The following is a 14,402-nucleotide window of genomic DNA, read 5'->3' on the forward strand; positions in this document are numbered from 1 at the left end:
AAGGGAGTAGTAGAGTAAAATATGATTAAAGATGAAAATTTGAAGAATGTTGAGCTGCCAGAAGAGGTTGAGGAATTACTGGAGGCCTGTCCTGAATATACTGTGGCTCATAATGAACAGCAGCTGGTTGAACTTTCAGTTAGAGATGCTAAAAACGGCTGTCAGGAAGTTAAATATGAGATACCTGATAAGGGGCAGGTGGTAGAAGCAGTAGTCTGTAAAGTGCGAAATGGTATTTCTGCCAATTATCCTGAAACCTATATGCGCCGTCGTGATCCTGACTGTATGTTAATTGCTGATGAGAAACCTACTGACAAAGAAAGATATGAAGAGAGATTTGGAGAAAAATTTGAAGAAAATATGAGAGGTGAAACATTTGACTGGCTGAAGTCCCAGGAACTTGCTTTATTCTTTTTTGAAACAGGTCCCAGTGGACTGGGAGTTAAAGCTTTAGCTGTAGTACCGGCCAATGCTGCTTTTTTTGCATTTGGTCTTTCCCTGCTGCAGGGAATAGTAGATACAAGGGAGCGGGAAGAAGTATTTAAGCCCAGCTCTCATATTTATATAGCCCCCCCATTCCGTCATACTCATTTTGACGGGAAACAGGTAGTTGTTCACCGCCGAATGACCAGTAAATACGAGATGTTTGCCTATAATCTTTATCCTGGACCCAGTGCCAAAAAGGGTGTTTATGGTATGTTAATCAATCAGGGAGAAAAAGAAGAGTGGGTAACCCTGCACTGTTCAGCTGTTCAGGTAGTAACTCCTTATGGGAATACGGTCAACATATCTCACGAAGGTGCCAGTGGTGGTGGAAAAAGTGAGATGTTAGAGGATATGCATCGAGAAAGAAGTGGACGCCTGCTCTTTGGTAAAAATTTAATGACAGATGAGAAGTTCCATATTACTTTACCACAGGGTTGTGGTTTAAGACCGATGACTGATGATATGGCAATCTGTCATAATTCACTGCAGAAGGATAATGGCAAGTTAACTTTAATGGATGCTGAAAATTCCTGGTTTGTACGAGTTGATCATATTGACAAATATGGAACTGAGCCCAACCTGGAAGCGATTACAGCTGATCCTGATAAACCATTATTATTTTTAAATATTGATGCAGCACCAAATAGTACTGCCTTAATCTGGGAACATATTGAGGATGAACCGGGCAAGCCCTGTCCTAATCCCCGGGTTACCATCCCCAGAGATATTATACCGGATGTTTTAAAAGAACCGCTTTCTATTGATGTCCGCAGTTTTGGAGTTAGAGTACCTCCCTGTACTAAAGAAAATCCGACTTATGGAATTATGGGGCTTTTCCATGTTCTGCCTCCAGCTTTAGCCTGGTTGTGGCGCCTGGTTGCACCAAGAGGCCACGGTAATCCAAGTATTATTACAGGAGAAGGAATGAGTTCTGAAGGTGTTGGATCTTACTGGCCTTTTGCAACCGGTAAAAAGGTAGATCAGGCAAATTTATTACTGGAACAAATCATGGATACACCAGAGGTTAAATATATTTTAATTCCCAATCAGCATATTGGAGCCTGGAAGGTAGGATTTATGCCGGAGTGGATTACCAGAGAATATTTAGCTCGCCGGGGAGGAGCCTGGTTTACTGAAGATCAGTTGAGACCGGCCAGAATGCCTCTGCTTGGATATTCACTGCAGGAGCTGCTGGTTGAGGGACAGCATATAGAAAAAGAATTCTTACAGGTCCACCGTCAGCCCGAAGTTGGCGAAAAAGATTATGATTTAGGTGGAAAGATTCTTTCGGATTTCTTCAAAAAGTGTATTAAACAGTATTTAGAACCGGGACTTGATCCTGTTGGTAGAAAAATTATTGAGACTGCCCTTAATGATGGTGGTGTAGATGATTACTGTGATTTGATAGAAGGACAACCGATAATCAGGCAGATCTAAAGCAGACTCCAGATAGCAGACAGTGATTTGTTTTACTGAAAAGAATGAAGTTTCTGATCAAAATCATATAAAAAGAAAAGGAGAGTTAGCAGCTCTTCTTTTTTTAAAAAATATGTTATGCGCTTGACATATAAAATGTTAGATATTAAAATAAGAATATAATTAAAGTTGAATTAGTGCTTAATTGGATAATAGTCTTAAATTGTTTTAGAAATTAAAAGATATTAATTAGGGAGGGGTTAAGTTGTCAGTAGAAAATAAAATAATGTTAATTACATATGCCGATAGTCTGGGCCAGAACCTCAAAGATTTAAAAGAAGTATTAGACACTCATTTTAAAAAAGCAGTTGGTGGAGTTCATATTCTTCCTTTTTATCCTTCTTCTGCAGATCGGGGGTTTGCACCTCTAACTTACAGAGAAGTTGATCCTAAATTTGGGGACTGGAGTGATCTTGAAGCCTTAAAAGAAAATTATTATTTAATGTTTGATTTTATGGTTAATCACATTTCAAAACGGTCTGAGTACTTTAAGGATTTTCAGCAGCATAAAGATGATTCACAGTTCTCTGACTTTTTTATTCGCTATCAGGATTTCTGGGAAGATGGTGAGCCAACAGAAGAGGAAGTAGATTTAATTTATAAGAGAAAACCCCGAGCGCCTTCGATTGAGGTAGAATTTGAAGATGGTACAGCTGAGAAAATTTGGTGCACCTTTGATCAAGAACAGCTTGATTTAAATATGGAATCTGAGGTTGTACGAAAATTTATTCAGGAAAATCTGGAATTTTTGGCGGATAAAGGTGCTTCCATTATTAGACTGGATGCTTTTGCCTATGCGATCAAAAAGGCGGGGACCAGCTGTTTCTTTATTGAACCTGAGATCTGGGAACTGTTAGATTACTGTAAAGATATTTTAGCAGAAAAAGGTGTAGAAATATTATCCGAGATTCACGAGCATTATTCAATTCAGCTCAAAATTGCCGAAAAGGGTCATCCTGTTTATGATTTTTCTCTGCCGATGCTGTTACTGCACTCAATTTACAGTTCAAACTCGAAAAGGCTTAGAGACTGGCTAAAAAAGTGTCCTGAGCATCAATATACAACTCTAGATACTCATGATGGGATTGGAGTCGTTGATGTCAAAGATTTAATGACAGACCAGGAAATAGAGGCAGCCAGAGAAACGCTTTACAAACAGGGTTCTAATGTTAAAAAAGTCTACAGCAGTGAGGCTTATGATAACCTTGATATTTATCAGATTAACTGCAGTTATTATTCAGCTTTAGGTAATGACAATGATTCTTATCTGCTGGCAAGAGCTGTCCAGTTTTTTGCTCCCGGTATCCCACAGGTTTATTATGTAGGAATGCTGGCTGGGAAAAATGATATTGAACTTTTAGAAGCGACAAAGGTAGGGCGTAATATTAACCGCCATTATTATTCTAAAGCAGAAATAGATAAGGAAGTAAAACGACCTGTGGTTCAGAAGCTGATAAAATTAATGGAATTCCGCAATTATTATCCCGCCTTTGATGGAGATTATACAATTCATGATTCGGAGAGTGAGGAAAATCTAAAGATAAGCTGGCAGAAGGGAGAAACAGAAGCACACTTAAATGCTGATTTTAGCAGCTGCAGTTTTGAAATCAAGTATTTTGATCGGGAAAATGCAGAGCTAAAAACTTTAAATCTCTAAAGTAAATAATTAAATTAGAGGTGCAAAATTATCAGGACTCTAAATTATAGCAGTTGATTTACTATTTTAAGGGCATTAATTATTCAGGAGGTAGAGTTTAAGATGACTACACAAAAAGATGTAGCCGAAAAGGCAGGTGTGACGGTAACTACAGTCTCCCGGGTGATTAATAATCGGGGTTATATAGCTGATGAGACTAGAAATAAAGTTTTTACGGTAATGGAAGAGCTGAATTACCGTCCTAATGCTGTTGCCAGGTCACTAACTAAACAGCAATCGAATGTTCTGGGAGTTATTTTACCAGCAGTTAATCATCCCTTTTTTAGCAGCCTGTTATCCTATTTAGAAGAATTTGCCTACCAGCAGGACTATAAGATTATGCTCTGTAATTCCCGGCTGGAGGCAGAAAAGGAAAAAGACTATTTTAATATGCTGCGGGCCCAGCAGGTAGACGGAATTTTTCTGGCCAGCCATACTATTGATATTGCTGCTGAAACGAAGATTGATCTGCCAGTTATAACTTTTGATCGCGAAATTGAAGGTCTCCCTTATATCTGTGCTGATAACAAAAAAGGGGGTAAACTGGCAGCAGAACATCTGCTGGCCCGGGGAGCAAAAAAACTGGCCTATATTGGGGGAAGTCTGGAACTGGATTTACTCTCCAATCAGCGTTATCAGAGTTTTAAGGAAAAAGCGGAAGCAGCTGGCTTTAAGGTTGAGAATTATCAATGTCAGTTGGACAGCTTTGACCGTCGAGAATATCAGCAGCTGGCAGCCAAAATCTTTTCTGAAAATAGAGAGCTTGATGGTATATTTGCCGGCAGTGACCTGATTGCTGCTGCAGTGATTAAGCAAGCTCAAAAAAATGGGATTAAGGTGCCTGAGGACTTAAAAGTTATTGGTTATGATGATCTTGAGCTGGCCCGCCTCTATAATCCGGAAATCACAACAATTAGACAGCCGACAGCAGAGATAGCCCGGAAAGCTGTGGGGCAGCTGCTGAAGGCAGTAAAGGGAGAAGAAATTAATAAGAAGAATATTTTAGATGTCGAATTAATTGTCCGGGAATCGGCCTAAATAATTAATAATCTGGCTTTTAGTAGAAATTTTAAAATGGTTTAATGGCAGACCTAGCTTAAATAATAAAAAGGCAGGGTTTAGACTTCCCCTGCCTTAGTTAACTTTAATCTCCTTATTTTTTAAAAGTGATTCAGGTTTTAATTTAAACTATAGCATTTTTGGCAATAATCATTGGTAAATTAGTATCACCTTTAAGTGATTTATTAGAAGTTATCTGAACTCCCTTATCTAAAATCACATTTTCCAGATAAGCATTGGCCCCTATCTCTGATTTCTGCATAATAATTGAGTTTTTAATAACTGCTCCAGGGTGGACTTTAACTCCCCTGAATAAAACACTATTTTTAACCTCCCCTTTGATGGAACAGCCATTTGCAGCCAGAATGTTTCTGGCATTTACACCATTTTTATAGGCAGTTGGAGCTTCATCTTTGGGTTTGGTAAAAATTGGACCGTTTTTTAAAAAGAGGTCCTGCCAGACATTCGGTTTTAATAGTTCCAGATTACTCTTGTAATAACCATTGATAGAATTAATAACAGCTGCATAGGAATGGAAGGGATAACCATAGACTTTTAGATGATCAAGATTACCAATGATTGCATTTTTAACAAAATCCCATTCTCCTTTAGAAATGCAGTCATCAATAATATCTAATAGCAGTTCTTTTTTCATTATATAACGCTGGAGAGAAATCTTTTTGTAAAAATTCTTTTTGGGGTCAACTTTCATGTCAATAATTCGATCATTATCATCAGTATTAATTACTGTATAAGTTGTGTCTCTGCGAAAGACATCCAGCTCCCGGTAAATTATTGTAATATCATTTTCATGTTCTACATGATATTTAAAGGCATCTCGGTAGTCAATATTGGCAACAACATTGGGACTGCCGATAATTACATATTCCTGATTGCTTCGTTTAATATAGTCAATATTACTGGCGAAGTTCTGAAGATCTCCTTTGTAGGCTCTATTTGCCTGATAAATATGGGCTGGAGGCAGAATAAAGAGACCATTGCGTTTGCGGTCTAAATCCCAGGCTTTGCCAAAACCTATGTGGTCCATTAGTGAGCGGTACTTAGTTTGTAAGAGCAGACCAACATTAGTTACTCCTGAGTTAACCAGATTGGATAAAGGAAAATCAATTAGTCGGTAGCGAGCTCCAAAAGGAACAGAAGCTAAAGAACGGTGGCCGGTTAATTTATCCAGGAATGATTCATCAAGGGCATTGTTGATAATAGCCATTACATTATTCATATTTGCTCCGCCTTTTTTATAAACAGGTGTCATCATCATTTTATCCCACCACCATTCCTGCTTTAATATTTGAGGCTTCAGGGATGACCTCATCATCACCGATAACTGTAATTTTTAGTTCATCACTAGCTTCTTTTTCTTTTTCAATTCCAATTTTAGAATCTTTTTCTACAATTACATTTCTACCCACAATGGAGTTTTTAATTTTGGCACCAGTATTGACCCTGGTATTGGGCAGGATAACTGAATCTTCCACAACAGCATCCTGGGCCACTTTAACCCCAAAGAAGAGAACTGAATTTTTGACTGTTCCCATAATTTGAGTTCCCTTATTGATCATCGAATTATCGACCACTGCATCTTCGGATAAATACTGGGGCGGTCGATTGGGGTTAACACTATAAATAATCCAGTTTCTGTCCTGGAGTTCCAGATCTGGCTCTTCTCCCAGCAGATCCATATGTGCCTGCCAGTAACTCTCGATGGTTCCTACATCTTTCCAGTACCCATCAAAGGTATAGGCATAAAAGTTTAATTCATCAGCCATCATTTTTGGAATAATATTGTGCCCAAAATCTCCGGCTGAATCTTCATTTTCTTCTGCTTCTTCAATTAAATATTTTCTTAGATATTCCCAGTTAAAGATATAAATTCCCATTGAGGCGAGATTGTTTTTGGCGTTTTCTGGTTTTTCCTGGAACTCAATAATTTTTTGATCCTGATTGGTATTCATAATGCCAAAACGGTGAGTTTCCTTCCAGGGAACCTCCACTACCCCAATAGAAATGTCAGCATTTTTTTCTTTATGATAATTTAACATTTCTGCATAATCCATTTTATAAATATGGTCTCCTGAGAGGACCAGCACATACTCCGGATCATGAATATCTAAAAATTCTATATTCTGGTAGATTGCATCTGCAGTTCCTTTATACCAGGAACCTCCCCCTTCTCTAACATAAGGGGGAAGTACAGTTACTCCTCCATTGTGGCGGTCAAGATCCCAGGAACTGCCGCTGCCAATGTAGCTGTTTAAAACCAGGGGTTTATACTGAGTTAAAACTCCAACAGTAGTGATCCCGGAATTAGTACAGTTGCTGAGGGGAAAATCAATCAATCTATATTCTGCCCCAAAGGGAACAGCTGGTTTTGCGATATTATTAGTTAAAACTCCCAATCTTGTTCCTTTTCCACCGGCAAGTAACATAGCTACCATTTCTTCTTTAGGCATATCTATTACCTCCTTTGTATTTCAAGTAGATACCGGCCAGCGGCGGCAGATTAATACTAATTGAGTAATCAAAACCATGGAAAGGCTTTGCTTCAGCTTTGACTCTGGCTGCTGTTTCATAGTCAGAGCCTCCATAAACTTTTTGGTCACTGTTTAAAAGAAGTTCGTATTCTCCAGGTCCGGGAACTCCAATTCGGTAGTCATCTCTTGGTACAGGAGTAAAGTTTAAAACAATTATTAGCTGCTGCGCTTCATTTTCAGAACTTCTGATAAAGCTGAGAACACTCTGCTCATAATCATCTGCTTCAATCCAGCGAAAACCGGCATGTTCATGATCCAGTTCCCAGAGTGCTTTTTCCTTAAGATAAACCTGATTTAATTCCTGCATAAAGTCCTGAGTTAATTGATGTTTTTCATAATCCAGCAAAAGCCAGTCCAGATCCTGTTTAAAATCCCATTCAATAAATTGTCCAAATTCTCCTCCCATAAAGAGAAGGTTTTTGCCGGGGTGAGCATACATATAGGTAAAAAGAAGCCTCAGGTTGGCAAATTTTTGCCAGTAATCTCCCGGCATTTTGTCGAGTAATGACTTTTTGCCGTGGACAACTTCATCATGGGAAAGAGGAAGCACATAATTTTCGCTCTGACTGTACATACTGGAAAAAGTTAATTTGTTGTGTTCCCATTTTCGATAAACTGGATCATGTTCCATATAAGCAAGAGTATCGTTCATCCAGCCCATATTCCACTTGAAGTTAAAACCGAGACCTCCTTCATCAACAGGAGCTGTAACTAAAGGCCAGGCACTTGATTCCTCAGCGATCATTAAAATTCCAGGATAACGTTCAAACATTTCACTGTTTAGTTCTTTAATAAATTCTATGGCCTCTAAATTTTCAAAACCACCATATTCGTTGGCAGCCCACTGGCCATCTTCTTTTTCGTAGTTTAAATAAAGCATATTGCTGACTGCATCAACTCTTAATCCGTCAATATGAAACTTATCCAGCCAGTAATCAGCACTGGAAATTAAAAAACTCCAGATTTCATTCTGGGCGAAGTCAAAATTTAGAGTATCCCACTGGATATTTTCGGCTCGGCGGGGATCAGAACTTTCATAAAGGTGAGAGCCGTCAAATAATCTTAAGCCGTGATCATCTTTACAAAAATGGCTTGGAACCCAGTCCATAATAACTCCTATATCATTCTGATGCAGCTGATCTACAAAATACATAAAATCTTCGGGAGTACCATACCGGGATGTTAAGGCGAAATAACCTGTAGTTTGATAGCCCCAGGAACCGGGAAAAGGATATTCCGTTAAGGGCATCAGCTCTACATGTGTAAAACCCATTTCATTAATATAGGGTACCAGTTCATCGGCAATTTCTCTGTAATTCATTAACTCCCCATCTTTTTGTTTCCAGGACCCCAGATGCATTTCGTAAATACTGAGCGGTTCTTTATGATAGTTAGCCTTTTTCCGTTTCTTGACCCATTTTTGATCACTCCAGCTGTGTTTTTCTGCCTCATAAATTTGAGAAGCTGTTTTGGGAGCTGGTTCCTGTCTTCTGGCATAGGGATCTGCTTTAACTCGAACTACCCCTCTATAGCCTCGAATCCAGTATTTATAATACATTTTATTTTCTGCACCTGCGACAAAAGTGGTCCAGATTCCGGAATCTTTAATCTTCTGCATTGGATTTTGAAGTTTATCCCAGTCATTAAAATCACCAATCACACTAATTTCTTCAGCATTTGGTGCCCAGAGTGTAAAGCGTACTCCTTTTTTACCGTTCTCTTCTGTGATATGTGCTCCTAAAAAATTATAACTTTCATAATGTCTGCCCTGATGAAAAAGATAGCGATCGTAATCACCAGGAAAATTATTTTTTGGCATAAAGCTTCCCCCCTAGAATCTTAAATAAATTTATTTTAAAAAATCTAAATCTTCTGTTGTATTGTATTTATTCTCTATTTATTTTAAATTTCCTTTAATTAATCAGTGTCTAGGTTCTTAATTTACAAGTCTTTTTATAAAAATCGATTTAGTTGACATTGGACTTTACTTTTATTAAACTAAAGATGTAAGATATAAAATTTAGTTGATTTTGTAAATTTAACAGACAGTAGATAGAATTGAGTTGGATACTTACAGGAGGTGGCTCCATGAATAACGAAAAGAAGAAAATTTTATTTGTAGCTTCAGAGGCGGATCCATTTATTAAAACCGGGGGACTGGCTGATGTTGCTGGATCTTTACCACAGGCACTGAGAGATGAAGGGCATGATGTTCGACTGGTGATTCCACAGTACCGACAGATTCCCCAGAAATACAAGGATAGAATGGAAGCGGTCTGCCATTTTAGAACAAATCTGGGCTGGAGAGATACATATCTAGGTGTAAACAGATTAGAAGAAGATGGAGTTCCAGTTTATTTTATTGACAATAATTATTATTTTGATCGTGATTCAATTTACGAAAATGAAGATAAACACGAGCAGTTTGCATTTTTCTCACAGGCAGTTTTAGATATGCTGCCGGTAATTGGTTTTAAGCCGGATATTATTCATGCAAATGACTGGCAGACCGGTCCTCTGCCTCTGCTTTTTGCCGATCGTTATCGACAGCAGAGTTATTATCAGGATATTAAAACAGTGTTTACAATCCACAATCTGCGTTATCAGGGCCAGTTTGCAGGCCATGCAGCCGGAGATGTTTTAGGGGTAGCTCCACATCACTGGGAAAGTGGTAATATTAGACATAATGGGCTGCTTAATTATATGAAGTCGGGAATTGTCTATGCTGATCATGTAACAACAGTGAGTAAAAGTTATGCTAACGAAATTCAGACTTCCTATTTTGGTGAGGGTCTGGATTATTCCTTAAGAATGAGGGGCGATGATTTAACTGGTATTCTAAATGGGATTAGCTATGATAAGTTTGATCCTGAGACCAATAAAAATCTGGCAGTTAATTTTTCTAAAGGGGAAACTGACAAAAAATTAGCCAATAAGGTTTATATTCAGCAGAAACTCGGTCTGGAAGTCAGGGGAGATAAACCACTGATTGGTTTTATTTCGAGAATGGTTGAGCAGAAAGGTCTTGATCTGATCCAGGCTGTCTTTGACGAAATAATGGCAGCCGGAGCTCAGCTGTTAATTCTGGGTACAGGCCAGAGGGAATACGAAGAGTTCTTTAAGGCCAAACAGCATCAATATCCGGATAACCTGTCGGTTAATATTAAATATGATGCTCAGCTGGCAGATCAAATTTATGCCGGTGTTGATATGTTCTTAATGCCTTCCCGATATGAGCCCTGTGGTTTAAGTCAGCTGATTAGTTTTCGCTATGGCACCATTCCTGTAGTTAGAGAAACCGGAGGCTTAAATGATACGGTAGTTCCCTATAATGAAGAGACAGGTGAAGGTACAGGTTTCAGTTTCAGTGACTATAATGCCCATGATATGCTGCATACAATTGAGAGAGCAGTTTCTTTTTATGATCAGAAGGGAGTCTGGAATAAGCTAGTCAATCGAGTTATGAATCTTGATTACAGCTGGCACCACTCGGCTAAAAAATATTCTGAGCTTTATCATAAATTGACCGCTGAGGAAAAAGAGAATCTGCTGCAGCAGGGAGTTCAATCAGCAGTTAAGATAAAGATTTATCAACCTGATCCAGAAAAAGCTGCTGCTAAAGAAAAAAGTAAAAAGCAGAGTCAAAAAGTTAAAAGTAAAAAGCAAGATTTAGTAAATATTAATCAGGCTTCAGTGTCTGAACTGGCTGAACTTCCTGGAATTGGAAATGCCTATGCAGAAAGAATAGCAGCCTTTAGAGAAAAAAATGGTGAGTTTAAAAAGAGATCAGAACTGACTAAAGTTAAAGGGATTGGTCAGAAAAAATACCAGAAGATATCTAATTTGTTAACTATCTAACTGCTTGAATAACTAAAATAAATGTCTGGGCCGTCTTCACTGGCGGTCTTTTTCTTGTTAAATGTTGATAAAAATATCACAATTTAATAAAAATCTCACTTTTGTTTGCTTATAGCTTTTAGATTAAATATAATAGAAGTAGAGAAATATAAGTTGAGTTGGGTTTAAATAATATTTTAAATAATAGCTGGAGGTTTAATAATGAAAATAGCATTAGTGTCTATTGTATCTGAGATTCATGATCAAAAAGAAATTAATGAAACTTTAGAAGATAAGTATCAAATTTTGGAGGATAATTTTGAGCTGGAGGAAATTGCAGCTGATGAGATTCCTTATACTGATTTTAATGAATTTGATCTGACAATTAATTTTATTAAATCAGGGGGATCCGAAAATATTTTTGCAGAAAATGTGGAATATCTGCCGCAGCCTGCCTATCTCTTAGCGACTGAACTGCATAATTCTCTTCCTGCTGCTTTAGAAATTTTAAGTTTCTTAAATGCGGAAGGACTGGATGGAAAAATTCTGCACGGGGAAATGGAAGACCTGGTAGGTGAAATTGAAGAACTGGCAGAATATAAAAAAGTAAGAGATAGTATTGCTGAGGCCCGGCTTGGAATTATCGGTCAGCCTTCGGACTGGTTAATCGGCAGTCAGATTGATTATCCACATGCAGCTCATCACTGGGGAACTGAATTTGTAGATATTGAACTGGAGGAAGTGTATCAGGCCCTGGAAAAAATTGATTCTGGCAAAGCAAAGCGTATTGCAGCTGATTTTTTAGAAAATGCTGCTAAAATTGTGGAGAGCAATGAAGCTGCTCTGGTAGAGGCTTCTAAAATTTATCTGGCCTTAAAGGAAGTAATTACAGAAAATGATCTGGATGCTCTGACTATCCGCTGTTTTGATATTGTAAAGGAACTTAATACAACCGGCTGTCTTGCCCTGGCTCTTTTAAATAATGAGGGTCTGGTTGCAGGATGTGAAGGAGATGTTCCGGCAGCTTTTACTATGTTTTTAGCTCATCAGCTGACTGGACAAATGCCCTTTATGGCCAACCCGGCAGCAATTGATAAAAATAATGATCAGATATTATTTGCCCACTGTACAGTAGCTACAGATATCAGTAAAGAATATATTATCCGCTCTCATTTTGAAACAGGTATTGGAGTTGGAATTCAGGGGATTTTAGAAGCGGGGCCGGTGACAGTTTTTAAAATTGGGGGAGCCGGACTGGAGCAGTATTTTGTAGCAGAAGGAGAAATTATTGAAAACATGGATTCTCCTAATACCTGCAGAACCCAGCTGAAAGTATCTTTACCTCAGAGTTCAGATTATTTCTTAAATGATGTGATTGGTAATCATCATTTGATTATTCCCGGGAGGCATGCAGATCAGATTAACGAATTTTTGGGTAAGGAGTAACGTACAGCTACCGTTTACGCGACCAATTTTTACCATTAATTTAAACTTCCAGTTAAATGAATTGGTAGCTGGATAAAAATGGTCTGGTAAACGGTAGGTTAATTTAATAAATTCACAGGAGGAATATAATGTCTAAATTATTAGAAGTTAAAGACCTGCATCTAAAAATTGAGGATGCAGAAATTTTAAAGGGAATGGAATTTTCTCTAGAAAAAGGGGAGGTATTTGCTCTGATCGGACCCAATGGCTGTGGTAAATCAACTCTGGCCTATAGTTTGATGGGGATTAACAACTATCATCCTCAAAAAGGAGAAATGATTTTTAAGGGGGAAAAAATAAATGACCTGGCGATTAACGAAAGAGCCAAAAAGGGTATTACTTTGGCCTGGCAGGAGCCGGCTCGTTATCAGGGTGTAACAGTGCGTGAGTTTTTATCCTTAGGGCTCAAAAGCAAAGGGGAAGAAGTTACAGAAGAAAAATTAAAAAGTGCTTTAAACAAGGTAGCTATTAACCCCTATCAGTATTTAGATCGCTATGTCGATAAAAGTTTAAGTGGGGGCGAAAGAAAAAGAATCGAGCTTGCTTCCTTAATTTTAATGCATCCGGAGCTAATTATTTTAGATGAGCCAGACTCCGGGGTTGATGTAGTTGCTTTAAATAATATTGCTGAGATGATTAATTATTTTAAGGAATCCGGAAGTGGAATTTTATTGATTACTCACTCTGAGGAAATGCTTAAATATGCAGACAGGGCAGCTTTAATCTGTGAAGGCGAAATCATTCGTCAGGGTGACCCTTCAGATATCAGTGAATATTTTAAGTCTTTTTGTGGCCCCTGTGTTAAAGAAGAAGAATGTGAGACGGAGGTGGCCAGCTGATGAGTGATTATCAAATGATGGTTGATGCCTATCAAGAAGCCGGTGGAGACGATATCTTTTCTGACAGTGAAGTAGCACATGTTGTCCTGGAAAGGGATAAAATTCTGGGTATGCATGCTGTGGAAGGACTGGAAGTTGAAGCTGATAAAGTAGAGGCTAATAAGGTAAAAGTTAAAGTTACTGTCAGAGCAGGCTATAAAATTAAAAATCCGGTGCATATGTGTTTTGGAGTTTTACCTAAGGAAGGTAAACAAATAATAGATATGAATGTCGAAATTGAGAAAGATGCTCAGGTAGAAGTAAGAGCAGATTGTGTTTTTCCCAATGCAGTCAAAGTTGAGCATATCATGGATGCAGTGATCAATATCGGAGAAGGCGGCAGCTATATTTATAAAGAACATCACTTCCACGGTGATAATGGTGGAGTAGAAGTAATTGCTAAATCAGATATAAATGTTGAGGCTCACGGTAAGCTGGTTACCAAATTTGATCTGCTTAAAGGTAGAGTTGGAAAAATAGACTTTGATTATGAAGCAGAAATTGCCGAGCATGGAACAGTAGAAATGCTGGCCCGGATCAGCGGCCAGAAGGATGATCTGGTTAAAATCAGAGAGTCGGCTCATTTAAATGGTGAGTCAGCGAGAGGTGTTTTAGATTCCAAGATTGCTTTAAAAGATCAGGCAGAGGCTGAAATTTATAATGAGCTGACTGCAGATGCTGCAGGGGCAATGGGCCATGTTGACTGTACTGAGATTATTAAAGATCAGGCTATTGCCCGGGCAATTCCAATTGTAGATGTCCGCCATCCAGAAGCAAAAGTAACTCATGAGGCGGCAATTGGTAGTGTGGACAGTACACAGCTGCAGACACTAATGGCCCGCGGTCTGGATGAAGAAGAAGCCTCAGAAGTAATTATTCAGGGACTATTAAACGATTAGCGTACACCTACCGTTTACTTCCCGTTTCTTGTCG

Annotated in this window: 10 protein-coding genes; 7 read left to right on the forward strand and 3 right to left on the reverse strand. The window is 38.5% G+C overall.

What is annotated here, in order from left to right:
• Window positions 1-21: 21 nt before the first annotated feature.
• From DFR79_RS03020 to DFR79_RS03030, 3 genes are all read left to right on the forward strand, one after another.
• Window positions 22-1,923 (forward strand): DUF4914 family protein, encoded by a 1,902-nt coding sequence (locus tag DFR79_RS03020; RefSeq protein ID WP_133514029.1) that lies wholly within the window; start codon window positions 22-24, stop codon window positions 1,921-1,923.
• Between the two features lie 244 nt (window positions 1,924-2,167).
• The gene (gene gtfA, locus DFR79_RS03025; RefSeq protein ID WP_133514030.1) at window positions 2,168-3,619 is read left to right on the forward strand and encodes a sucrose phosphorylase; all 1,452 of its coding nucleotides are present in this window, start codon (window positions 2,168-2,170) and stop codon (window positions 3,617-3,619) included.
• A 102-nt stretch (window positions 3,620-3,721) separates the two neighbouring features.
• Entirely contained in the window at window positions 3,722-4,696 is a 975-nt protein-coding gene (locus DFR79_RS03030) for a LacI family DNA-binding transcriptional regulator (RefSeq protein WP_133514031.1), read from the forward strand.
• A gap of 145 nt (window positions 4,697-4,841) precedes the next feature.
• Here the strand turns inward: DFR79_RS03030 and glgD are convergent, their stop codons facing one another.
• The 3 genes from glgD to glgB are packed head-to-tail and all read right to left on the reverse strand — an operon-like array spanning window position 4,842 to window position 9,088.
• Window positions 4,842-5,996 (reverse strand): glucose-1-phosphate adenylyltransferase subunit GlgD, encoded by a 1,155-nt coding sequence (gene glgD / locus DFR79_RS03035; protein WP_243727694.1) that lies wholly within the window; start codon window positions 5,994-5,996, stop codon window positions 4,842-4,844.
• Window position 5,997: 1 nt separating this feature from the next.
• Window positions 5,998-7,188, reverse strand: coding sequence for a glucose-1-phosphate adenylyltransferase (locus tag DFR79_RS03040; RefSeq protein WP_133514032.1), 1,191 nt, complete (start codon window positions 7,186-7,188; stop codon window positions 5,998-6,000).
• Window positions 7,181-9,088, reverse strand: coding sequence for a 1,4-alpha-glucan branching protein GlgB (glgB, locus tag DFR79_RS03045; protein ID WP_133514033.1), 1,908 nt, complete (start codon window positions 9,086-9,088; stop codon window positions 7,181-7,183). The genes DFR79_RS03040 and glgB overlap by 8 nt, the downstream gene beginning before the upstream one ends.
• A gap of 269 nt (window positions 9,089-9,357) precedes the next feature.
• Here glgB and glgA point away from each other — a divergent pair, with 269 nt between their 5' ends.
• The 4 genes from glgA to DFR79_RS03065 all read left to right on the forward strand — a co-directional run bounded on the left by glgA (window position 9,358) and on the right by DFR79_RS03065 (window position 14,368).
• Window positions 9,358-11,127, forward strand: a complete 1,770-nt coding sequence (gene glgA, locus DFR79_RS03050; RefSeq protein ID WP_133514034.1) for a glycogen synthase GlgA — start codon at window positions 9,358-9,360, stop codon at window positions 11,125-11,127.
• Window positions 11,128-11,328: 201 nt separating this feature from the next.
• Complete coding sequence (locus DFR79_RS03055; RefSeq protein ID WP_133514035.1) at window positions 11,329-12,552, forward strand: fucose isomerase; 1,224 nt, start codon at window positions 11,329-11,331, stop codon at window positions 12,550-12,552.
• A 128-nt stretch (window positions 12,553-12,680) separates the two neighbouring features.
• Complete coding sequence (locus DFR79_RS03060) at window positions 12,681-13,430, forward strand: ABC transporter ATP-binding protein (protein WP_133514036.1); 750 nt, start codon at window positions 12,681-12,683, stop codon at window positions 13,428-13,430.
• A complete protein-coding gene (locus DFR79_RS03065; RefSeq protein WP_133514037.1) occupies window positions 13,430-14,368 on the forward strand; it encodes a SufB/SufD family protein in 939 nt (312 codons plus the stop codon). Before DFR79_RS03060 ends, DFR79_RS03065 begins: the two co-directional genes overlap by 1 nt.
• Window positions 14,369-14,402 lie beyond the last annotated feature (34 nt).

The sequence above is a fragment of the Halanaerobium saccharolyticum genome (assembly GCF_004362045.1).
GTDB classification, from domain to species: Bacteria; Bacillota; Halanaerobiia; order Halanaerobiales; family Halanaerobiaceae; genus Halanaerobium; species Halanaerobium saccharolyticum_C.